20 protein-coding genes are annotated in these 18,902 nt (G+C 67.3%); 12 read left to right on the forward strand and 8 right to left on the reverse strand.

Annotation, left to right across the window (positions count from 1 at the left end; genetic code table 11):
- Positions 1-70 precede the first annotated feature (70 nt).
- Genes ACT6UX_RS08935 through ACT6UX_RS08945 form a run of 3 tightly spaced genes read left to right on the forward strand, consistent with a single transcriptional unit; the run spans position 71 to position 2,279 of the window.
- Positions 71-1,012 (forward strand): radical SAM protein, encoded by a 942-nt coding sequence (locus ACT6UX_RS08935; protein WP_444774798.1) that lies wholly within the window; start codon positions 71-73, stop codon positions 1,010-1,012.
- Complete coding sequence (locus ACT6UX_RS08940; RefSeq protein WP_444774799.1) at positions 1,009-1,689, forward strand: TIGR04283 family arsenosugar biosynthesis glycosyltransferase; 681 nt, start codon at positions 1,009-1,011, stop codon at positions 1,687-1,689. Before ACT6UX_RS08935 ends, ACT6UX_RS08940 begins: the two co-directional genes overlap by 4 nt.
- On the forward strand, positions 1,686-2,279 hold the full coding sequence (locus ACT6UX_RS08945; protein ID WP_444774800.1) for a TIGR04282 family arsenosugar biosynthesis glycosyltransferase: 594 nt from the start codon (positions 1,686-1,688) through the stop codon (positions 2,277-2,279). Before ACT6UX_RS08940 ends, ACT6UX_RS08945 begins: the two co-directional genes overlap by 4 nt.
- Here the strand turns inward: ACT6UX_RS08945 and ACT6UX_RS08950 are convergent.
- The 4 genes from ACT6UX_RS08950 to ACT6UX_RS08965 all read right to left on the reverse strand — a co-directional run bounded on the left by ACT6UX_RS08950 (position 2,276) and on the right by ACT6UX_RS08965 (position 7,317).
- Positions 2,276-3,709, reverse strand: a complete 1,434-nt coding sequence (locus ACT6UX_RS08950) for a tetratricopeptide repeat protein (RefSeq protein ID WP_444774801.1) — start codon at positions 3,707-3,709, stop codon at positions 2,276-2,278. The two genes, ACT6UX_RS08945 and ACT6UX_RS08950, sit on opposite strands and share 4 nt — an antisense overlap.
- A 111-nt stretch (positions 3,710-3,820) precedes the next feature.
- Complete coding sequence (locus tag ACT6UX_RS08955) at positions 3,821-4,834, reverse strand: aspartate-semialdehyde dehydrogenase (protein WP_444774802.1); 1,014 nt, start codon at positions 4,832-4,834, stop codon at positions 3,821-3,823.
- A 97-nt stretch (positions 4,835-4,931) separates the two neighbouring features.
- On the reverse strand, positions 4,932-5,903 hold the full coding sequence (locus ACT6UX_RS08960) for a Bug family tripartite tricarboxylate transporter substrate binding protein (RefSeq protein ID WP_444774803.1): 972 nt from the start codon (positions 5,901-5,903) through the stop codon (positions 4,932-4,934).
- A gap of 13 nt (positions 5,904-5,916) precedes the next feature.
- The gene (locus tag ACT6UX_RS08965) at positions 5,917-7,317 is read right to left on the reverse strand and encodes a sulfatase-like hydrolase/transferase (RefSeq protein ID WP_444774804.1); all 1,401 of its coding nucleotides are present in this window, start codon (positions 7,315-7,317) and stop codon (positions 5,917-5,919) included.
- A 118-nt stretch (positions 7,318-7,435) separates the two neighbouring features.
- Here ACT6UX_RS08965 and ACT6UX_RS08970 point away from each other — a divergent pair, with 118 nt between their 5' ends.
- The 5 genes from ACT6UX_RS08970 (at position 7,436) to ACT6UX_RS08990 (ending at position 11,968) form a co-directional block, all read left to right on the forward strand.
- On the forward strand, positions 7,436-8,647 hold the full coding sequence (locus ACT6UX_RS08970; RefSeq protein WP_444774805.1) for a CaiB/BaiF CoA transferase family protein: 1,212 nt from the start codon (positions 7,436-7,438) through the stop codon (positions 8,645-8,647).
- A complete protein-coding gene (locus ACT6UX_RS08975; RefSeq protein ID WP_444774806.1) occupies positions 8,644-9,858 on the forward strand; it encodes a CaiB/BaiF CoA transferase family protein in 1,215 nt (404 codons plus the stop codon). Before ACT6UX_RS08970 ends, ACT6UX_RS08975 begins: the two co-directional genes overlap by 4 nt.
- 9 nt (positions 9,859-9,867) lie before the next feature.
- Positions 9,868-10,203 carry an Mpo1-like protein gene (locus tag ACT6UX_RS08980; protein ID WP_444774807.1) on the forward strand — a complete coding sequence of 112 codons (336 nt, stop codon included), beginning with the start codon at positions 9,868-9,870 and terminating at the stop codon, positions 10,201-10,203.
- Between the two features lie 93 nt (positions 10,204-10,296).
- Positions 10,297-11,229 carry a thioredoxin gene (gene trxA / locus ACT6UX_RS08985; protein ID WP_444774808.1) on the forward strand — a complete coding sequence of 311 codons (933 nt, stop codon included), beginning with the start codon at positions 10,297-10,299 and terminating at the stop codon, positions 11,227-11,229.
- 10 nt (positions 11,230-11,239) lie between these two features.
- The gene (locus ACT6UX_RS08990) at positions 11,240-11,968 is read left to right on the forward strand and encodes an LON peptidase substrate-binding domain-containing protein (RefSeq protein ID WP_444774809.1); all 729 of its coding nucleotides are present in this window, start codon (positions 11,240-11,242) and stop codon (positions 11,966-11,968) included.
- Positions 11,969-11,971: 3 nt separating this feature from the next.
- Here the strand turns inward: ACT6UX_RS08990 and ACT6UX_RS08995 are convergent, their stop codons facing one another.
- Genes ACT6UX_RS08995 through ACT6UX_RS09005 form a run of 3 tightly spaced genes read right to left on the reverse strand, consistent with a single transcriptional unit; the run spans position 11,972 to position 14,126 of the window.
- Entirely contained in the window at positions 11,972-12,928 is a 957-nt protein-coding gene (locus ACT6UX_RS08995; RefSeq protein WP_444774810.1) for an aminotransferase class IV, read from the reverse strand.
- Positions 12,929-12,931: 3 nt separating this feature from the next.
- Complete coding sequence (gene dmeF, locus ACT6UX_RS09000) at positions 12,932-13,840, reverse strand: CDF family Co(II)/Ni(II) efflux transporter DmeF (RefSeq protein WP_444774811.1); 909 nt, start codon at positions 13,838-13,840, stop codon at positions 12,932-12,934.
- Positions 13,841-13,850: 10 nt separating this feature from the next.
- Entirely contained in the window at positions 13,851-14,126 is a 276-nt protein-coding gene (locus tag ACT6UX_RS09005; RefSeq protein WP_444774812.1) for a metal/formaldehyde-sensitive transcriptional repressor, read from the reverse strand.
- Positions 14,127-14,252: 126 nt separating this feature from the next.
- On the opposite strand from ACT6UX_RS09005, the gene ACT6UX_RS09010 reads away from it, so the two are divergent.
- The 4 genes from ACT6UX_RS09010 (at position 14,253) to murJ (ending at position 17,987) form a co-directional block, all read left to right on the forward strand.
- The gene (locus ACT6UX_RS09010) at positions 14,253-14,471 is read left to right on the forward strand and encodes a Trm112 family protein (protein WP_444774813.1); all 219 of its coding nucleotides are present in this window, start codon (positions 14,253-14,255) and stop codon (positions 14,469-14,471) included.
- Positions 14,472-14,491: 20 nt separating this feature from the next.
- A complete protein-coding gene (locus ACT6UX_RS09015; RefSeq protein ID WP_444774961.1) occupies positions 14,492-14,878 on the forward strand; it encodes a gamma-butyrobetaine hydroxylase-like domain-containing protein in 387 nt (128 codons plus the stop codon).
- A 19-nt stretch (positions 14,879-14,897) separates the two neighbouring features.
- A complete protein-coding gene (locus tag ACT6UX_RS09020) occupies positions 14,898-16,151 on the forward strand; it encodes a flavin-dependent oxidoreductase (protein ID WP_444774814.1) in 1,254 nt (417 codons plus the stop codon).
- A gap of 249 nt (positions 16,152-16,400) precedes the next feature.
- Positions 16,401-17,987, forward strand: a complete 1,587-nt coding sequence (gene murJ / locus ACT6UX_RS09025; protein ID WP_444774815.1) for a murein biosynthesis integral membrane protein MurJ — start codon at positions 16,401-16,403, stop codon at positions 17,985-17,987.
- On the opposite strand, the gene ACT6UX_RS09030 is transcribed toward murJ, so the two are convergent.
- The gene (locus tag ACT6UX_RS09030) at positions 17,956-18,897 is read right to left on the reverse strand and encodes a succinylglutamate desuccinylase (RefSeq protein WP_444774816.1); all 942 of its coding nucleotides are present in this window, start codon (positions 18,895-18,897) and stop codon (positions 17,956-17,958) included. The two genes, murJ and ACT6UX_RS09030, sit on opposite strands and share 32 nt — an antisense overlap.
- Positions 18,898-18,902: the final 5 nt, after the last annotated feature.

Raw genomic sequence — 18,902 nt, forward strand, 5'->3', positions numbered from 1 at the left:
TTTCGCGGCCACCATTGCATTGCACGAATTGTGCTAGCCTCTGCCGCCTTCCTTTGCGCAGGATTGTCCGATGCTGCCCGCTCTGCTCGATCCCGCGAAATTCAAGGATGCCTGGATTACCGCCCGGGGCGAAACGCGCGCCCATGTCGGCCTGAAGGCGCTCGAGACGCTGTGGTTCAACACCGGCACCCTCTGCAATCTCACCTGCCGCAACTGCTACATCGAATCCTCGCCGCGCAACGATCGGCTGGTCTATCTCACGGCGGGCGAGGCCGCGGCCTATCTCGACGAGATCGAACGCGACGGTCATGGAACACGGCTGATCGGCTTCACCGGCGGCGAGCCCTTCATGAACCCTGACCTCCCGGCAATGCTCGACGATGTACTGGCGCGCGGCTTCGAGGCGATCGTGCTGACCAACGCCATGAAGCCGATGCACAGGATGAAGCCGGCGCTGCTCGACCTGCTGGCGCGGCATGGTCGCGACAATCTCGCGATCCGGGTCTCGGTCGATCACTACGAGAGAGCATTGCACGAGGAGGAGCGTGGCCTGCGAAGCTGGAAGCCGACGATCGATGGGTTGGTCTGGCTGGCCGAGGCCGGCTTTCAGGTGCATGTGGCCGGCCGCCACTTTTCCGACGAGAGCGATGATGAAGTCCGCACCGGTTATGCTCGGCTGTTCGAGCGACTGGGCGTCGCGATCGATGCGCACGATCCTGCGACCCTGGTCCTGTTCCCCGAGATGGATCCGACCGTCGACGTTCCCGAGATCACGACGGCCTGCTGGGGCATTCTCAAGAAGTCGCCGGACAGCGTGATGTGTGCGTCGGCCCGCATGGTGGTGAAGCGCAAGGGTGCGTCACGGCCTTCCGTCGTGGCCTGCACCCTGCTGCCTTACGATCCGCAGTTCGAACTGGGCGAGACGCTGGCCGAAAGCGTCGGCGAGGTGCGCCTCAACCATCCGCATTGCGCCAAGTTCTGCGTCCTGGGTGGGGCCGCCTGCAGCGCGTGACGACGGCGATCGACATCGTCATCCCGACACTGAACTCAGGCCCGGCGCTCGTGTCGACTCTCGCGGCGCTTCCTGCCCATCCCGACCTCGCTTTCTCGGCCACCGTCTGCGACGGCGGTTCGCGGGACGATACGGTCACCATCGCACGCCGGGCGGGCGCTGCCGTCCTGACGGCACCCGCCGGACGCGGTGGCCAGCTCTCGGCCGGTGCCGCCATCGGCCTCGCGCCCTGGCTGCTGTTCCTGCATGCCGATACGAGGCTGGGGCCCGGTGCCGGCGACGTCATCGCACGCTTCGTCGCTTCGGCCGCCGGCAAGGCCGGCTATTTCCGGCTGCGCTTCGATGCCGCCGAGCCCGGCGCCCGGAGGGTGGAGCAACTGGCGGCGTGGCGCTGTCGCGCGCTCGGCCTCCCTTATGGCGATCAGGGCCTGCTGATTTCCCGCGCGCACTACGCGCGGCTCGGGGGATTTCGGCCACTGCCTTTGATGGAAGACGTCGATCTCGTCCGCCGCATCGGCCGCAACGATCTGGTCCTCCTCGAAGCCGACGCCATCACCTCGGCGGCCCGCTATCGGCGGGACGGCTGGTGGCTTCGCCCTGCGCGCAACCTCACCTGTCTGTCGCTCTATTTCGCCGGCCTTCCGCCGCAGACGCTGCGACGTCTCTACGGCAGATGAAGCGTCATCTCGTCATCTTCGCCCGGACGCCGCAGGCCGGCCGCGTGAAGCGCCGTCTCGGTGCGGCGATCGGCATGAGGGAAGCCGTCCGGTTCTATCGCCGGATTCTCGGGGACCAGATCCGGCGAATGACACTCGATCCGCGATGGACCGTCTGGCTGTTCGTGACGCCCGACAATACGCTCGGCCATCCCGCTTGGCACCTCGTGCCCGTCTCCCGCCGCAAGCCGCAGCGGCAGGGCGATCTGGGTCGGCGCATGAAGCTGCCGTTTGCGTCATTGCCGCCCGGCCCCGTCGTGCTGGTCGGCAGCGACATCCCGGAAATGCGCGCGTCGCACATCGCGCGGGCTTTCGCGCTTCTCGGCGCGCACGATCTCGTCTTCGGTCCGGCACGCGATGGCGGCTTCTGGCTGGTCGGGGCACGGCGCGTTCGCCCCCTGCCCCGTTCACTTTTTGCGAGGGTTCGGTGGTCGATTCCGACGGCGCTCGCCGACACCTTGGCCGGCCTGCCCGATCACATCACCGTGGCTCTGGCCGACACACTGGAAGACGTCGACGATGCCGAGGCCCTGCGGCGGCTGGCCGGCTAGGCCGGCGCCGCCTTCTTCAATACATCGAGTTCGCGCCGCACGTCCCCGAAGACGTCGTTCCAGGTACCGGAAACAGTCTGGCGGAAGAGGCGCGCCGAAGGATGCCAGGGCGCCTGCGTCCCCCCGAGCTGCCAGCGCCAGTCCGCGGTCGAGGGCAGCAGCACCCATGTCTTCACGCCCATCGCTGCCGCGAGATGCGCGACCGGTGCGTCGATCGAGATCAGCAGGTCGAGTTGCGACAGCGCGGTGGCGGCCTCGGCGAAATCGAAGATGCCGCGGCCGACATCGTGCACCAGCCCGCCGGCGCCGTACGACTGGATGTCCTTCTGGTGGACGCCGCCCTGCAGGCTGAAGAACAGCAGCTCCGGATCGCCGGAAAGTGCCAGGAACTGCTCGAACGAGACCGATCGCTGGCGGTCCTGCGCCTGTCCCGGCATGGCGGCCCAGTAGATGCCGACGCGCAGCTTCGCCCGCTCCCGCTGGCCAAGCTTGATACGGCTTTCCTCCGGCGCCTTGAGATAGGGCGTTGCGGACGCAAGCGCGGCGAACTCCACGCGGCAGAGGTGCGGCAGCGATACCATCGAGGCATGGACGTCGAACGCGGGCAGCGTCTCGCCCTCGGCGATGACCTCGTCGATATAATCGACCGCCCGCAGCAAGTCCTTGAGCAGTGCCTGGCAAAGCACGAGCACCGTGGCACCGCGCTGCTTCAGCTCGCGGGCGAAGCGCACGAACAACAGCACGTCGCTCAGGCCCTGCTCCGGATAGAGCAGGATGCGCTTGCCCTGAAGCGGTCCGCCTTCCCAGGCCGGTTGCGCGAAATCGGGCGTCGGCGTCTCGGGCAGGCGCTTGCGGATCTCGTAGGCGGCGAACCCTGCCTCGAGCTCACCCTGCATCAGGAGCGCGATCGCGAACTCGACCCGGGCGCGCCGGTTGTCGGGATGGATCGTCAGCGCGCGGCTGAAACAGCCGATCGCCTCCTCGAGGCGGCCAAGGTCGCGCAGACAGAGCGCCAGATTGAAGAAGCCTTCCGCATAATCGCGGCTGAGCGCGATCGACCGGTAGTGATGCTTCACCGCCTCGTCGAAACGGTTCACGGCACGCAGCGCGTTGCCGAGATTGGAATGCAGGGCCGGATTCTGCGGGTCGGCCGCCAGCGCCAGCCGATGATGCGACACCGAGGCTTCGAGCTTGCCCGCGAGGCGCAGCGCGACCCCGAGATTGTTGTGCAGTTCGGCATGATCGGGGCGAACGGCGAGCAGCCGCAGATAAGAAGTGATCGCCTCGTCGAGACGCCCCGCGCGATGGGCTTGCGACGCCAGGCGCAGTTGCTGGACGAAGCTGTCGGCCGCGTTGCCGAACAACGGCGTCGGTGCGCCGGAGGCCGCGGATTCACGCTTCGTCGGGTGGATGTGGGGCGTGTCGTTCACGCTCGCACTTTAGCCCAGCGGCTTCTCACAAGCATCCCGCCGCTCAAACGAAAATGGCGCGGACCGCGAGGTCCACGCCATTCAAATCATCAGAATGGTCCGTTTGGGAGCCTAGATGTAGCCCTTGATCAGCTCCTCGGCGATCTGGACGGCGTTCAGCGCCGCGCCCTTGCGCAGATTGTCACTGACGACCCACATCGCGAGGCCATTCTCGACCGTGGGATCGGAGCGGATGCGGCTCACGAACACGCCGTCCTGGCCGGTGACTTCCTTCGGCGTCACGTAACCGCCCGGCTCGCGCTGGTCGACCACCAGGACGCCGGGCGCCGCTGCAAGGATGCGCCGTGCTTCGTCGTCTTCGAGCGGCCGCTCGAGCTCGAGGTTCACCGCCTCGGCGTGACCGACGAAGGTCGGCACCCGCACGCAGGTCGCGTGGATCTTGATCTTGGGGTCGAGGATCTTCTTGGTCTCGACCACCATCTTCCATTCTTCCTTGGTCGAGCCGTCATCCATGAAGACGTCGATCTGGGGAATGACGTTGAAGGCGATGTTCTTGGTGAACTTCACCGGGTCGAGCGTCTGGTTGACGAAGAAGCTCTTGGTCTGGCTGACCAGCTCGTCCATCGCTTCCTTGCCGGCGCCGGACGTCGACTGATAGGTCGACACGACGACGCGCTTGATGCCGGCCGCGTCGTGGATGGGCTTCAGCGCGACGACCATCTGGATGGTCGAGCAGTTGGGATTGGCGATGATGCCGCGGCCCTTGTAGCCGGCGATCGCCTGCGGATTGACCTCGGGGACGACCAGCGGCACGTCCGGATCCATGCGCCAGTAGGAAGTGTTGTCGATCACGACCGCGCCGGCCCTGGCGGCGCGCGGGCTGTGTTCGGCCGACACCTTGGCGCCGGGCGAGCTGAGCACGATGTCGATGCCCTTGAAGTCGAACTTGGCGAGGTCCTGGACCTTGAGCACGGATTTGTCGCCGAACGAGGCCTGCAGGCCGACCGAGCGGGCCGAGGCCAGCGCGACCACGTCATCGGCCGGGAAGTTCCTCTCGGCCAGGATCTGCAACATTTCGCGACCGACGTTTCCGGTCGCGCCGACGACGGCGACTCTGTAGCCCATGACTATATGCGCCCGATGTGCGCGCACCCCTGATTGAAGGACAGGGGGAGATACGCGCACGGCCCCGCTTTGGCAAGGATAGGGCCGGCGCGGCCCGCTATTCGGCCGTCGCTCCCGAGGCCTTGATGATGGGCAGCCAGAGCGCCAGCTCGTCGCGGATGAGCTTGTCGACGGCCGCGGGCGGCTGGGGCGGCATCATGTCGATACCCTGCCCCTTCGTCTTCTCGCGCACGGCCGGCATGTTGGCGATGCGGATGATCTCACCATTCAGCTTCTCGATGACCGGTGCCGGCGTGCCCTTCGGCATGGCGAACCCCATCCACGTGCTGAACACGTAATCCTTCATGCCCTGCTCGACCATCGTCGGCACGTCTGGCAGCAGCTCGGAGCGCTGCGCGCTCGTGACCGCGAGGGCCTTCAGCTTTCCGCCCTTGATCTGACCGACCACGGTCGGCGTGTTGTAGAAGGCCATCGTCACCTCGCCATTGGCGACGCCCATGATTCCGGCCGGCGTCGTCCGATACGGAACGTGCTGCAGCTTCACGCCGGCATCGCGCTCGAACAGGACGGCCGACAGGTGATGGCTCGTCCCCGTCCCGCCCGAAGAATAGGTCAGCTCGCCCGGCTTCGCCTTGGCCTGGGCGATCAGGTCGGCCACCGTCTTCGCTGGATTGTCGGGATGCACGATCAGCACGTTGGAAACCGAGCCCGCGACCGCCACCGGATCGAAGCTCTTCACCGGATCGTAGCCGGGCTTCGGGTAGAGCCCCATGTTGAACACCATGGTGCCCTGGGAGATCAGCAGCATCGTGTAGCCGTCGGGGGCTGCGCGCGCCGCTTCGGCGGAGGCGATCGTGCCGCCTGCGCCGGTCTTGTTGTCGACCACGACGGTCTGGCCGAGCGCCTTGCCGAGTTCGTCGGCATAGAGGCGGGCGATGATGTCGGCCGTGGCGCCGGGCGCCAGCGGCACGATCATGCGGATCGGCTTGGAAGGCCAGGCCTGCGCCATGCTCCTCGTCGAGACGACGGCCAATCCGGCCGCCAGCAGGCTTCTCTTCGTCAGGACCATGGCTATCAGTCTCCTAGAGGCCGACGGACTTCGCGACCAGGGACGCGAGCTGCTTGCGCAGGCGCGCAATCAGCCCCTTCTCCGATCGCTTGCCGATCAGGTTTTTCATTTCGTAGGGATCGCTCTTCAGGTCGTAGAGTTCGTCGCACGCGACGCCGTCGAGCGATTTCTGCGTCCAGTGGATGTACTTGTGACGCTTGGTCCGGATCGCCTTGTAGCTCATGCCCACGAGCCACGGCATGGCGTTCTCGCTGAAGTACTCGCACATGAACGAGGTCCGCCAACCCTTGGGTTTGGCCCCCTTTGCCAGCGGCTTCAGCGATTGACCCTGCATTGTCTTGAAGTCCGCCGCTTTCCCGCCCGCCAGATCGACGAGCGTCGGCGCGATGTCGAGCGCCAGCACCAGCTCGTCGTTCATCGTGCCCGGCTTGAACCAGGCGGGGTAGCGGATGAGGAATGGAGACTTGATGCCTTCTTCGTAGGCGAAGCGCCGCTCGGGCCCGAGCCCGTGCTCACCGAAGAAGTAGCCGTTGTCGCCGAAGAACAGGATGAAGGTGTTGTCGAGTTCGCCCTGCTCCTCCAGCACCTTGAAGATATCGCCCATGCCCTCGTCGACCGAGGCCATCATGGCGGCGCGCAGGCGGATTTCCTCGTCCGTGCCGGCAAGAATTCCGTCCAGCACCTTGCGCGAGGCTTCGTTGACCCTCAGCGCATGGGCTTCGGTCCACGCCGGCTTGTCTTTCACGACATCGGCCGCCGGAAGCGCATTGGGCCGGCGCGGAAAGTGTTCGCCCTTGTAGAGGTCGGCATGGCGCGGCGCCGGACGGTAGCCGCCATTCGTGAAGTCGATCGTGCCGTCGGCCGCCTGGAAGGCGTCGGGATGCACCGCCTTGTGCGCGAAGAACAGCGCGAAGGGCTTGTCGCGCTTCTTCTTCAGGAAGTCGACAGCGTGCCCGTTCAACAGGTCGGTGATGTAGCCTTCGTATTTCTTCTCCTTGCCGTCGATGTTCAGCACGGGATCGATGATCGAGCCATGGCCCGGGAAGCTCACCCACTTGTCGTAGCCCGGCCGCGGACCGCCGGAATTGCCCATGTGCCACTTGCCGATATGGGCGGTCTCGTAGCCCAGGCGCTGCAGGATGACGTGGTAGTTCGGCAGGCGATGGCTGTGGGCGTCGCGCGCCACGTTGTCGATGATTCCATGGCGGCTGGCATACTGGCCGGTCAGGATCGAGGCGCGGTTGGGCGAGCAGAGCGGCGTCGTGTGGAACGCCGAGGTAAACATCGCGCCTTCATGTCCGATTCGATCGATATGCGGCGTCTTCATGTAAGGATGGCCGCAGATCCCCAGCTCGTCGAACCGGAGGTCGTCGATCAGCACGATCAGAAAATTCGGTTTGCGCTTCTTTGCCACTATCGGGTTCCTCGTTCTCAAATTCCGGCAAGCACACCGCGTGCCGAAATCAAGCTAACGAGCGGTGTTGACGGCGGCCAGAGCGTCGCGCCCATATCGGCCGCGAAAGGGAGAATCCATGACCGAGACTGCCCTGCCGCTGGCGGGATTGCGCGTACTGGACATCAGCTCATTCATCGCCGCACCGGCCGCTGCCGTCGTGCTGGGCGACTGGGGCGCCGACGTGATCAAGGTCGAAGGACCGGACGGCGATCCCAACCGCCGGATCATGCAGGATTCGGCGAACTATCCGAAAAGCGAGGTCAATTACCCCTGGCAGATGGATTCGCGGAACAAGCGCTCCATCGTGCTCGATCTCAAGCAGGAGGATGCCCGCGCGGCGCTCGACCGGCTGATCGCGATCTCCGACATCCTGATCTGCAACTTCCCGCCGCCGGTGCGCGACAAGCTGAAGCTCGCCTACGACGACGTGAAGCAGGTCAATCCGAAGCTGATCTATGCCTCCCTCACCGGCTATGGCGAAAGCGGCCCCGATCGCGACCGGCCCGGCTTCGACGCGACCGCCTACTTCGCCCGTTCGGGCCTGCTCGATGCCCAGCGCTACGAAGGCGGGCCGCCGGGCGTGCCCGGCCCCGCGCAAGGCGATCGCGCCACGGCGATGGCGCTGGTCTCGTCCATCCTGATGGCGCTCATGCATCGCATGAAGACGGGCGAAGGCTCGTGGGTCGGCACCTCGCTGCTCGGCAACGGCCTGTGGTCATGCGGCGTGATCGCGCAAGCAGCCCTCGTCGGCGCTTTCCTGCCGCACCGGCCGCCGCCCGACCGGCCCCGGTCGGCGCTGGGCAACATCTACCGCACGGCCGACGATCGCTGGCTGCAACTCACCATCGTACGGACAGACAAGCTCTGGGCACCGCTCTGCCGCGCGATGGGACTGGAGTCGTTGATCGACGATCCGCGCTTCGCCACCGAGCCCGAGCGTCGCGCCCGCGCCGGCGAACTGGCCGGCATCCTCAGCGACACCTTCGCCACGCAGCCCTATGAGCATTGGCGCGACGCGCTGGCCACGCACAGCGTCACCTTCGGCGTGATCAGCCGCCCGCAGGATGTTCCGGACGATGCACAGGCCGTGGCCTGCGGCGCCGTGGTCGAGACGGCGATTCCCGACATGCCGCGCACCCTGGCCGATCCGATCCGCCTCAGCTTCGCCAGCCAACGCATCGCGCATCCCGCACCGGACCTCGGCGAGCACAGCGAGCAGGTGCTGCGCGAGGCCGGCATGAGTGCCCAGGAAGTCGAGGCGCTCAAGGCGAGCGGTGCGCTTCGATGACGCCGGACGAACCGCTGCCGCTGGCCGGCCTCACCGTCCTCGACATCAGCTCGTTCATCGCCGCGCCGGCGGCCGCCGCCGCGCTTGGCGATTTCGGCGCCGACGTCATCAAGATCGAACCACCGGTCGACGGCGACCCGCACCGCAACAGCTTCCGCAACGCCAGCTACCCGCAGAGCGACCGGAACTTCCCGTGGCAGCTCGACGGCCGCCACAAGCGCTCGCTGGCGCTCGATCTCAAGACCGACGGCGCCCGCACCATCCTCGAACGGCTGCTGAAGCGGGCCGACGTGATGATCGTGAACTTCCCGCCGCCGGCCCGCGAACGGCTGCGGCTTCGCTGGGAGGACATCGAGCCGATCAACCCGCGCCTCGTCTACTGCTCGCTCACCGGCTACGGCGAGACCGGACCCGACCGCGACCGGCCGGGCTTCGACATCACCGCCTATTTCGGCCGCTCCGGCATCCTCGATGCGGCGCGTTACGACGGCGGACCGCCGGGCGTCTCGCTGCCAGCGCAGGGCGACCGCGCCACCGCCATGACCCTGGTGGCGGCAATCCTGATGGGCCTGCGGCGGCGCGACCAGACCGGCAAGGGCGGCTGGGTCGGCACCTCGCTCTATGCCAACGGCGTCTGGGCCAACGGCACCACCGCCGCCGGCGCGCTGATCGGCGCGCAGCTGCCGGTGCGCCCGCCACCCGACAAGCCCCGCAATGCGCTGACCAACCTCTACCGCACGCAGGACGATCGCTGGCTGCAGCTCCTGATGGTGCGCGACGACCGGCTGTGGGCCACCTTCTGCGACATCATCGAGCGACCCGACCTGATCGCGGATCCGCGCTTCACCGGTCGGCCGGAACGGCGCGCCCATGCCCAGGAACTGCACGACCTGCTGGCGCCGGTCTTCGCCGCGCGCACCTATGAGGACTGGGAGAAGCGCCTGTCGGGCACCGGCATCCCGTTCGGGGTCATCGGACGCCTGTCCGACGTGATCGACGACGAGCAGGCCGAACATGCCGGCATCTTCGCCGACACGACCAACCCCGAGATCCCGCGTACGGTGAACACGCCGATCCGGCTGGGCTTCGCCACGCCGCGCCCTGCCGGCCCGCCCCCCGAGGTCGGCCAGCACAATGATGAGGTGCTGCGCGAGACCGGCTTCAGCGAGGCCGAGATCGATGCCCTGAAAAAGTCCGGCGCTTTGGGGTAGGGTCTCCGGATGGCCTCCCGCTTCCGGACCTATGCCGAGTTCTGGCCGTTCTATCTGCGCGAGCACGCGAAACCGTCCACGCGCGCCGTCCACTATGTCGGCACCATCGCCTCCGCCGCGCTCCTCGTCTGGGCGATCGCGTCGCAGAACTGGTGGTGGCTGCTGGGTGTCCCCGTGTTCGGCTACGGACCAGCCTGGTTCGGTCATTTCTTCATCGAGAAGAACAGGCCTGCCACCTTCGAGGCACCCTTCTGGTCGCTGATCAGCGATTATCGGATGTGCGGCCTGTTCCTCACCGGCCGGCTGGGTGACGAGTTGATGAAACACCAGGTTCGCAGCCCTTAGAACGGGCCCGAATCAGAGGCGCCCTCGCCCCTTGCTTCCCGGGGGGGCCGACGCCACATTGCAGGCCACCCTCCCAATTCCGCTCGAGGACTCATGGAAACGATGCTGCAGGGCGCCGCGCCGCAGGCTGCCCCCGCCGACCTGATCAAGGACAGCGACCAGACGAAGTTCGCCAAGGACGTGCTCGAGGCCTCGCGGACCGTTCCGGTCATCGTCGATTTCTGGGCGCCGTGGTGCGGGCCGTGCAAGACGCTCCAGCCGATGATCGAAAAGGTCGTCAAGGAGGCCAAGGGCGCGGTCAAGCTGGTCAAGATCGACATCGACAAGAACCAGATGCTGGCTCAGCAGCTGCGCATCCAGTCGATTCCGGCCGTCTATGCCTTCTTCGGCGGCCGTCCGGTCGACGGTTTCATGGGTGCGGTCCCCGAAAGCCAGCTGAAGGAATTCGTCGCCCGCCTCATCCAGGCTTCCGGCGGCGCCACCGGCGATCCGGCGGCCGCGGAGCTGGCCGAACTGCTCGAACAGGCCAAGGCCGCGGTCGCGCAGAACGACATGGATACCGCCGCGCAGATCTACAGCGAGATTCTCGGCCTCGAGCCCACCAACGTCGCGGCCCTGGCCGGCCTCGCGCGCTACCAGGTCTCTCTCGGCGACGTCGAGCAGGCCAAGGAGCTGCTCGAGCAGATTCCGGCCAAGGAGCGCACCGGCACCGACGTCGTGGCGGCCCAGGCCGCCATCGATCTCGCCGAGAAGGCCAAGGACGCCGGCCCGATCGGCGACCTCAAGGCCAGGGCGGAGGCCGATCCGAAGGACTTCCAGACTCGCCTCGACCTCGCCATGGCCTATTGGGCCGGCAACCAGAAGCAGGAAGCCGTCGACGAGCTGCTCGCCATGATCAAGGCCGACCGCAACTGGAACGAGGCCGCCGCGCGCCAGCAGCTCCTGAAGTTCTTCGAGGCGCTGGGCTTCAGCGATCCCATTTCCGTCGACGGCCGCAAGCGGCTGTCGACCATCCTGTTCTCATGAGCGGCCCTTCATGAGCGACGAAGAGCGCTCCTCGCAAAGGCCGGCGCGCAATCCGTTCGAGCCGAGCTTCGAGCAGCTGCCCGAGACGCTGCCGATCTTTCCGCTGTCGGGCGTCCTGCTGCTGCCCGGCGGCAAGCTGCCGCTCAACATCTTCGAGCCGCGCTACCTCGCCATGATTTCGGACGCACTGGCCGGTTCGCGCATGATCGGCATGGTGCAGCCGGTTCAGCCCGGCGGCTTTGCCGGCGACGGAATGCCGACCGAAGACGGCCCGCCCAAGGTGCACCGGGTCGGCTGCGCCGGGCGCATCACCAACTTCAACGAGACCGAGGACGGACGGCTGATGCTCGTGCTGAGCGGCATCTGCCGCTTCGACATCGTGCGCGAACTCGACCTCGCCCAGGGCGGCTACCGCCGCGTCTCCTCGGTCTTCTCACCCTATCGCGCCGACCTCGACCACGCGGAAGACATCGTCGAACTCGACCGCGACCGGCTGATGGCGGCGCTGGCTGCCTTCTTCCGCGGGCGCCAGCTCTCGACCGACTGGGACGCCGTGAACAAGGCGGCCGACGCCAACCTCGTCACCTCGTTGTCGATGGTGCTGCCGTTCGGCCCGGCCGAGAAGCAGGCACTGCTGGAGGCGGCCGACAGCACGGCGCGCGCCAAGCTGCTGATCGCCTTCCTCGAGATGAACGCCTTCGGCGACGCATCCGACACGCCGCCCAGCCGCCGGAACTGATCGTCAGTCGACGTAAGACACAGGGGTGGACAGCGCCGGCTCCTCGTGTCGCGCCCAATAGAGTTCCTCCATGCGGCGCGTCAGCGTGCCGGGCCGGCCGTCACCGACGGAACGGCCCTCGTAGTTCACGACCGGCATGATGCCGCCGGCCGTGCTGCTGATGAAGATTTCGTCCGCCTCGGCCACCTCGCGCGCTTCTACGGGCCGCACCTCGACGCGCATCTGGAGGGCCTCGGCGATCTCCATCACGGTGCGGCGCGTGATCCCCTCGAACATGCCGCGGGCCGGCGTGGCGAGGGCGCCGTCGCGGACGACGAAGACATTGAAGCCCGGCCCCTCCGTCACCGTGCCGTCGGCGGCCGGCAGCAGCGCGATGGTCGCATCGCGGTCATAGGCCTCGAAGATTCCCATCGTCAGGTCGAGCCAGTGGAAATTCTTGATCCGCTGATCGAGTGATTCCGGCGGGATGCGCTGGGTATGCGACAGGATCATGCGCAGGCCCTCGCGCCGCTGGGTCTCGTCGGCGATCCAGACGAAGGGCTGCGCGAAGGCATAGAGGCGGTTGCGGCACAGGCGCGGGTCGCGCGTGCCCACCGGCGGCAACCCACGGGTACAGGTCACCTGAACGTAGGCATCGCGCAGGCCCGAGCGGCTGGCGCACTCGATCATGATGTCCGCGATTTCCTGTCCCGTCAGCGGCAGCGACATGCGGAGGCCGGCCATCGATGCCTGGAAGCGTTCGACATGGTCCATGAGGCGGAAGAAGCGGCCCTTCCAGACATGCGCCACATCGTAGGTCGCATCCGAGCGGACGAAGCCGCGATCGAGAATCGGGACCGCCGCCTCCGACAGCTTCATCCAGCGTCCGTCCATGTAGGCCACGCCCTGGATGGCGGCGGTCTCGCTGTCATTTTCCATCGCCAGGCCCTCGATCTGTTTCAGCGTCTCGGACCCGACCATGACTCATCGCGTCTCGATCGTCACATGCGCGAGTTCGTGCACCGGCACGAGCCGTTCGCGGATGGTCTCGCGGTCCACGGTGCCGGCGACGCTGACGATCGCGGCATGGGCGCCGGGACCGATCCGCCAGACATGGAGATCCGTGATGCGCGCGTCGCCCGGCCCCTCGACTTGTTCCCGCACCTCCGCTTCGAGATGCGGGTCGCTCGTGTCGAGCAGCACGGCGGCGGTATCGCGCAACAGGTTCCACGCCCAGACGGCGATCACGATGCCGCCGACGATGCCCATGGCAGGATCGAGCCAGACCCATCCGAGATAGCGCCCAGCCATCAGTGCGACGATCGCCAGGACGGAGGTCAGCGCATCGGCCAGCACGTGGGCGAACGCCGAACGCAGATTGTTGTCGTGGTGGGGATGATCGTGCCCGTGGTCATGATGATGCTCGTGGTGGTGTTCGTGACCCGGTCCGCCCGACAGCAGGAACACGCTGGCCACGTTGACGCCCAGCCCCAGGATCGCGACGACGGTCGCCTCCCCGAAGGCCACGGGCGACGGATCGAAGAGGCGCCCGATCGACTCGACGGCGATCCCCAGTGCGACCAGCGCCAGGACCAGCGCCGACGCGAAGCCCGAGAGATCGCCGACCTTGCCCGTCCCGAAGCTGAACCGGCGATCGGCGGCATGCCGCCGGGCGAAGGCGTAAGCGCCGGCCGCCACGGCGAGCGCGCCGGCATGGGTCGCCATGTGGAAGCCATCGGCCAGCAGGGCCATCGAATTGAAGACGATGCCGGCGGCGATCTCGCCCACCATCATCAGCGAGGTCAGGCCGACGACCCAGAGGGTGCGCCGTGCATTCTCGTCGTGCCGCTCGCCGAGGAACACGTGATCGTGGGACGGGGGCTCCGCCATCATGCCGCCCGCGTCATTTCGCGTAACGGCGGACGACGGCGATGAGCTCCTCGGCGCCGGCCGCGCGCGCCGCAGCGTCGAGCCCGGGCCGGGCAACATGCTCGCGGACGTGATCCTCGATCAGCTCGCCCATCAGCCCGGTGAGCGCGCCACGTGCACCGGCGACCTGCTGCAGGACCGCGGAACAATCGGCATCCTGCTCGATAGCCTTCTCGATGGCCGCCATCTGACCGGCGATCCGGCGAACCCGCGCGACCAGCTGCGCCTTCTTCTTCTGGAGATGTGCCATAGTATACCCCCCTATACTATTTCGGCCGACTGGGAAACCCGATCGGGGCGTCATCGGCACGGGCTAGGGGCCCCGACGGACGCCATGCTATAAGAAAAGGCACAAGAAGCAGGGAAACCCCGAACGATGAACCCTCCATCGGACGACTCCGCAGCCCCCCGCCGCGCCGGCGTGGATCCCAAGCTGCTCGAGATCCTCGTCTGCCCGGCGACCCACGGTCCGCTGGAATACGACGCCGCCGCCGGCGAGTTGATCAGCCGCAAGGCCGGCCTCGCCTATCCGATCCGCGACGGCATCCCCATCATGCTGGTCAGCGAAGCGCGCGTGCTGCGGGACGTGCCGTGACGGCCGAGTTCCCCAAGGCCGTGCCCGATGGCGGCAGCTACGAATCCGACGCGGCGCCCTGGCCCACCGAGTTGCGGGTCTTCAAGGAGGAGGGTCGGCTCGAGATCGACTTCTCCGACGGCCATGCCTGCGCGCTCCCCGCAGAATATCTGCGGGTCGAGAGCCCGTCCGCCGAGGTCCAGGGGCACGGCCCCAATCAGAAGAAGATCGTCGGCGGTCGGCGCCATGTGAAGATCGCCTCGGTCGAGCCGGTCGGCCACTATGCGATCCGCATCGTATTCGATGATCGCCATGACAGCGGCATCTACAGCTGGGCCTACTTGCGCGAGCTCAGCGAAACGCGGACCGAACGATGGGCCGCCTACGAGACGGCGCTGGCCCAGCGCGGCCTGAGCCGGGACACCTGAAGCGACCAACGAGCCACCCATGAAGATCATCATTGCCGGCGCCGGAATCGGCGGATTGACCGCAGCCATGTGCCTGCACCGCGCAGGACACGACGTGCACGTCTACGAGGCCGTGTCGGAGATGCGACCGCTCGGGGTCGGCATCAACATCCAGGCCGGGGCGGTCCGCATCCTGTGCGGCCTCGGTCTCGAGCCCGCCCTCGCCGCCACCGCCATCGAGACCCGCGAGTTGCGCTACGCCAACCGCCACGGGCAGACGATATGGGCCGACCCGCGCGGCCGCCATGCCGGCCTTCCCTGGCCGCAGTTCTCGATCCATCGCGGCGACCTGCAGATGATCCTGGTCCAGGCGGCCCGGGAAATGCTGGGCGCCGACCGTATCCGGATGGGGCGGCGCATCGCACGCTTCGCGCAGCATCACGGCAAGGTCTCCGCACAGTTCGTCGATCGCGACGGCATGCCTGTCGAGAATGTCGAGGCAGACATCCTCATCGGCGCCGACGGCATCCACTCCGCGGTGCGTGCGCACTACTACCCGGACGAGGGCCCGCCCAAGTGGCAGGGCATCCTGATGTGGCGCGGCGTCACCCTGGGCAAGCCCTTCCTGGGCGGCAACACGATGGTGCAGGCCGGTCATCACAATCAGAAATTCGTCTGCTATCCGATCAGCCGCGCCCACGCCGAACGCGGCGAAGCGCTGATCAACTGGATCTGCGACCTCCATATGGGCGATGGCGCGCTGCCGTCGCGCGAGGACTGGAACAAGCCGGGCCGGCTCGAGGACTTCCTGCCACGCTTCGCCGACTGGAACTTCGGCTGGCTCGACGTGCCCGAAGTCATCCGCAACGCCCATACGATCCTGGAATTCCCCATGGTCGATCGCGATCCGCTGCCGCGCTGGAGCCATGGCCGCATCACGCTGCTGGGCGATGCCGCTCATCCCATGTATCCGATCGGCTCGAACGGCGCCTCGCAGGCGATCCTCGACGGCGAGGCGATCACGCAGGAGCTGGCCGTCGGCGACGATCCCGAGGCCGCGCTCAAGCGTTACGAGGAGCGGCGCCTGCCGCCCACCGCGCGCATCGTCGAGAGCAACCGGCGCAAGGGAATCGACGTCATGCTCGACATCGTCGAGCAGCGCGCGCCGCAGGGCTTCACCGATCTGGAAACCGTGCTGCCGGCGGACGAACTCGAGAAGATCGTCGGCGACTACAAGAAACTCGTCACGCAGGACCGCGAGACGCTGCTGAAGCTCGCTGCTGCCTCGAAGTAGCCGGCACAAAAGAAAACCCGCCCCTCTCGGGACCGGCCGTGGCAGCGGTTTAAACCGACCATCACATCGCCGGCCGCTACCGAGGGAAAATATGCCAGAGAGCGATGACGAATTTATGGCGTTCAGATCAGCTTCTCGCTTCCTCTCCCCCGCCACGGGGAGAGGTTAGGTGAGGGGGTTACAGGAGGCGCGTCGCCCCCTCACCCGGCCTCTCCCCGTGGCGGGGGAGAGGAGACAGAAGAGAAGCGCGTGAGTCTCGCCCGGGCCATCGCGACGGTCGGCGGCTTCACGCTGTTGAGCCGGATCGTGGGATTCGTGCGGGACATCGTGCTGTCGGCGGTGCTGGGCTCCGGCGCCGTGGCGGACGCCTTCTTCGTCGCCTTCAAGCTTCCCAACTTCTTCCGCCGCCTGTTCGCCGAGGGCGCCTTCTCGGCCGCCTTCGTCCCGCTGTTCGCCCGCGAACTGACGGGCCACGGCCGTGAAGAGGCGATGGCGTTCGCGCGCCAGGCCCAGGCCGCGCTGCTGCTGGTGCTGGTTCCGTTCACCGCCCTGTTGATCCTCGCGATGCCCTGGGTGATGGCTTTGCTCGCGCCCGGCATGCGCGACGATCTGCCGACCTTCGCCATGGCCATCGAGTTCGGACGCATCGCCTTTCCCTACCTGCTGTTCATCTCGCTGACCTCGCTCTACGGCGGCGTGCTGAACGGCATCGACCGCTTTGCCCATGTCGCGGCGACGCCGGTCCTTCTCAACCTCGCGCTGATCGCCGCCGTGCTGGGGCTGACGCCGCTGTTGCCCAATGCGGGCTATGCAGCGTCCATCGGCGTGGCGATCGCCGGCGTGCTGCAATGGGTCTGGCTGCTGGTCGCCTGCGGGCGCGAGGAAGTCGGCATGACGCTGGTGCGGCCGCGCTGGACGCCGCGGGTGGCACGGCTGGTGAAGCTCGCGACGCCGGTCGCGATCGGCGGCGGCGCGCAGCAGATCAGCGTCGTGCTCGACGTCGTCTGGGCCTCGCTGCTCCCGGTGGGCACGATCTCGGCGCTCTATTATGCCGACCGCATCGCACAGTTGCCGCTGGGTGTCGTCGGCATCGCGGTCGGCACGGCGCTGCTGCCGTTGCTGGCGCGCGAGCTGCGGGCCGGCAACATGCAATCGGCCATGACCAACCAGAACCGCGCCCTCGAGTTCGGCCTGCTGTTCAGCCTGCCGGCCGCTGTGGCCCTCTGGCTGCTGGCCGATCCGATCATCCGCGTGCTGTTCGAGCGCGGCCGCTTCCTGCCCGAGGACACGCTGCGCACGGCGAGCGCGCTCGCCGCCTTTGCCGTTGGCCTGCCGGCCTTCGTACTGGTCAAGGCGCTGGCGCCCGGCTTCTTCGCCCGCGAGGATACCCGGACGCCGCTGTACATCGCCCTGGCCGCGATCAGCGCCAACGTCCTGCTGAACGTCTATTTCCTGTTCGCCACGTCGCTGGAGCTGGTCGGTATCGCGCTCGCCTCCTCGCTCTCGGGCTGGCTGAACGCAGCGCTGCTCGCCACGGTATTGCGTCGGCGCGGCCAGTGGATCCCGGACGGACGATTGATCTCGCGCGGCCTCCGCATTGCGGCTGCAAGCGCGGGGATGGGCGCGAGCCTCTGGTTCGGACTCCTGTGGCTCGCCCGGCCGCTGTCCCGTCCCGACATCGAGGGTGGCGTGGCGCTGGCCGGCATCTGCCTGATCGGGGCAGCGGCCTATGCGCTGCTGGGCGCCGCGCTGGGCGTGGTGCGGATCTCCGAGCTGCGCTACGTGATGCGCCGCCAGCCCGGCCTCAAATCAGCCGACCCAGGCGAACAACCGTGACGCCGGGCCGCAACGGCCGGGTCGACGAGGGCATGACCAGCACACAGTCGTCGTAAGGCGTCGTCACCGGCTCGTCGTCGTCGTGGCCGAGCACGGTGCCGGCCTTGGCGATCACGTCCTGGCCTTCGAAGCGCCGCGCCGGCGTGAAGTTGCCGCGCTTGGTGGCGACCGCATGCGTCACCTCGACGACGCGCTGCTTCGCCGGCGTGGGCTGGCGCCCGCCGACGGGCAGGTCGGCCTCTTCCAGGACACCCGTCTCCACGAGGAAGCGCGCCGTCACGTCCTTGGCAACGACGACCGACGAGGCCCGCCAGTGCTGGCCGGTCTCGATCAGCAGCGCGTTCTTCGGGCTCTTCGGATCGCCGAACCCGCCATAGTCGCGCATGCGCATGCCGGCGGCGTGACCGGCGTCGCTCACGATGTCGACCGGTGTTCCGATCCTCTTGGCGAACGCCACGCCCTTGTCCAGCGGGCCCGACAGCATCAGCGGCACGCAATCGTCATGCATGGAATGCAGGTCGAGCAACAGGTCCGCACGTTCGACGAACGGCTTCAGCACCTGCGCCCGCTTCGTCTCGACGGTGGTCGCGGGCTCATCGAGGCGGCCCCAGACGCGGTTGAAGTCCTCGTCGACCAGGCGCGACTTGAACGGCGTCCGCCGGTCGAACGCGTGATAGGCCTCGATGTTGTTGAAGGACAGGATCAGCGTGCCCTGGCGCGGCTTCACCTTCGCCGCGAGCAGCGCATCGACCACGATGGCGCCCGAGACCTCGTTACCGTGCGTCAGCGACGCCACCATGACCGTCGGACCCGGCTCGCCGCTCTCCAGCACGTGGATGTAGGGTGCGGCACCCTTCTCCCACTTGCGCAGGTCGGGGAAGGCGAATTCGATCGGCGGCGTGTCGGGCATAGCGT

Source organism: Reyranella sp. (genome assembly GCF_052439685.1).
In the GTDB taxonomy this organism is placed as follows: Bacteria; Pseudomonadota; Alphaproteobacteria; order Reyranellales; family Reyranellaceae; genus Reyranella.

Bases quoted from the DNA above. Each gene is read 5' to 3' on its own strand.
- ACT6UX_RS09020 (WP_444774814.1), top strand. From the start codon at position 14,898: ATGAAGATCATCATTGCCGGCGCCGGAATCGGCGGATTGACCGCAGCC.
- ACT6UX_RS08975 (WP_444774806.1), top strand. From the start codon at position 8,644: ATGACGCCGGACGAACCGCTGCCGCTGGCCGGCCTCACCGTCCTCGAC.
- ACT6UX_RS08995 (WP_444774810.1), bottom strand. From the start codon at position 12,928: ATGGTCGGGTCCGAGACGCTGAAACAGATCGAGGGCCTGGCGATGGAA.
- ACT6UX_RS08990 (WP_444774809.1), top strand. From the start codon at position 11,240: ATGAGCGACGAAGAGCGCTCCTCGCAAAGGCCGGCGCGCAATCCGTTC.
- trxA (WP_444774808.1), top strand. From the start codon at position 10,297: ATGGAAACGATGCTGCAGGGCGCCGCGCCGCAGGCTGCCCCCGCCGAC.
- ACT6UX_RS08970 (WP_444774805.1), top strand. From the start codon at position 7,436: ATGACCGAGACTGCCCTGCCGCTGGCGGGATTGCGCGTACTGGACATC.
- ACT6UX_RS09030 (WP_444774816.1), bottom strand. From the start codon at position 18,897: ATGCCCGACACGCCGCCGATCGAATTCGCCTTCCCCGACCTGCGCAAG.
- dmeF (WP_444774811.1), bottom strand. From the start codon at position 13,840: ATGATGGCGGAGCCCCCGTCCCACGATCACGTGTTCCTCGGCGAGCGG.
- ACT6UX_RS09010 (WP_444774813.1), top strand. From the start codon at position 14,253: ATGAACCCTCCATCGGACGACTCCGCAGCCCCCCGCCGCGCCGGCGTG.
- ACT6UX_RS08960 (WP_444774803.1), bottom strand. From the start codon at position 5,903: ATGGTCCTGACGAAGAGAAGCCTGCTGGCGGCCGGATTGGCCGTCGTC.
- ACT6UX_RS08980 (WP_444774807.1), top strand. From the start codon at position 9,868: ATGGCCTCCCGCTTCCGGACCTATGCCGAGTTCTGGCCGTTCTATCTG.
- ACT6UX_RS09005 (WP_444774812.1), bottom strand. From the start codon at position 14,126: ATGGCACATCTCCAGAAGAAGAAGGCGCAGCTGGTCGCGCGGGTTCGC.
- ACT6UX_RS08935 (WP_444774798.1), top strand. From the start codon at position 71: ATGCTGCCCGCTCTGCTCGATCCCGCGAAATTCAAGGATGCCTGGATT.
- ACT6UX_RS08955 (WP_444774802.1), bottom strand. From the start codon at position 4,834: ATGGGCTACAGAGTCGCCGTCGTCGGCGCGACCGGAAACGTCGGTCGC.
- ACT6UX_RS08945 (WP_444774800.1), top strand. From the start codon at position 1,686: ATGAAGCGTCATCTCGTCATCTTCGCCCGGACGCCGCAGGCCGGCCGC.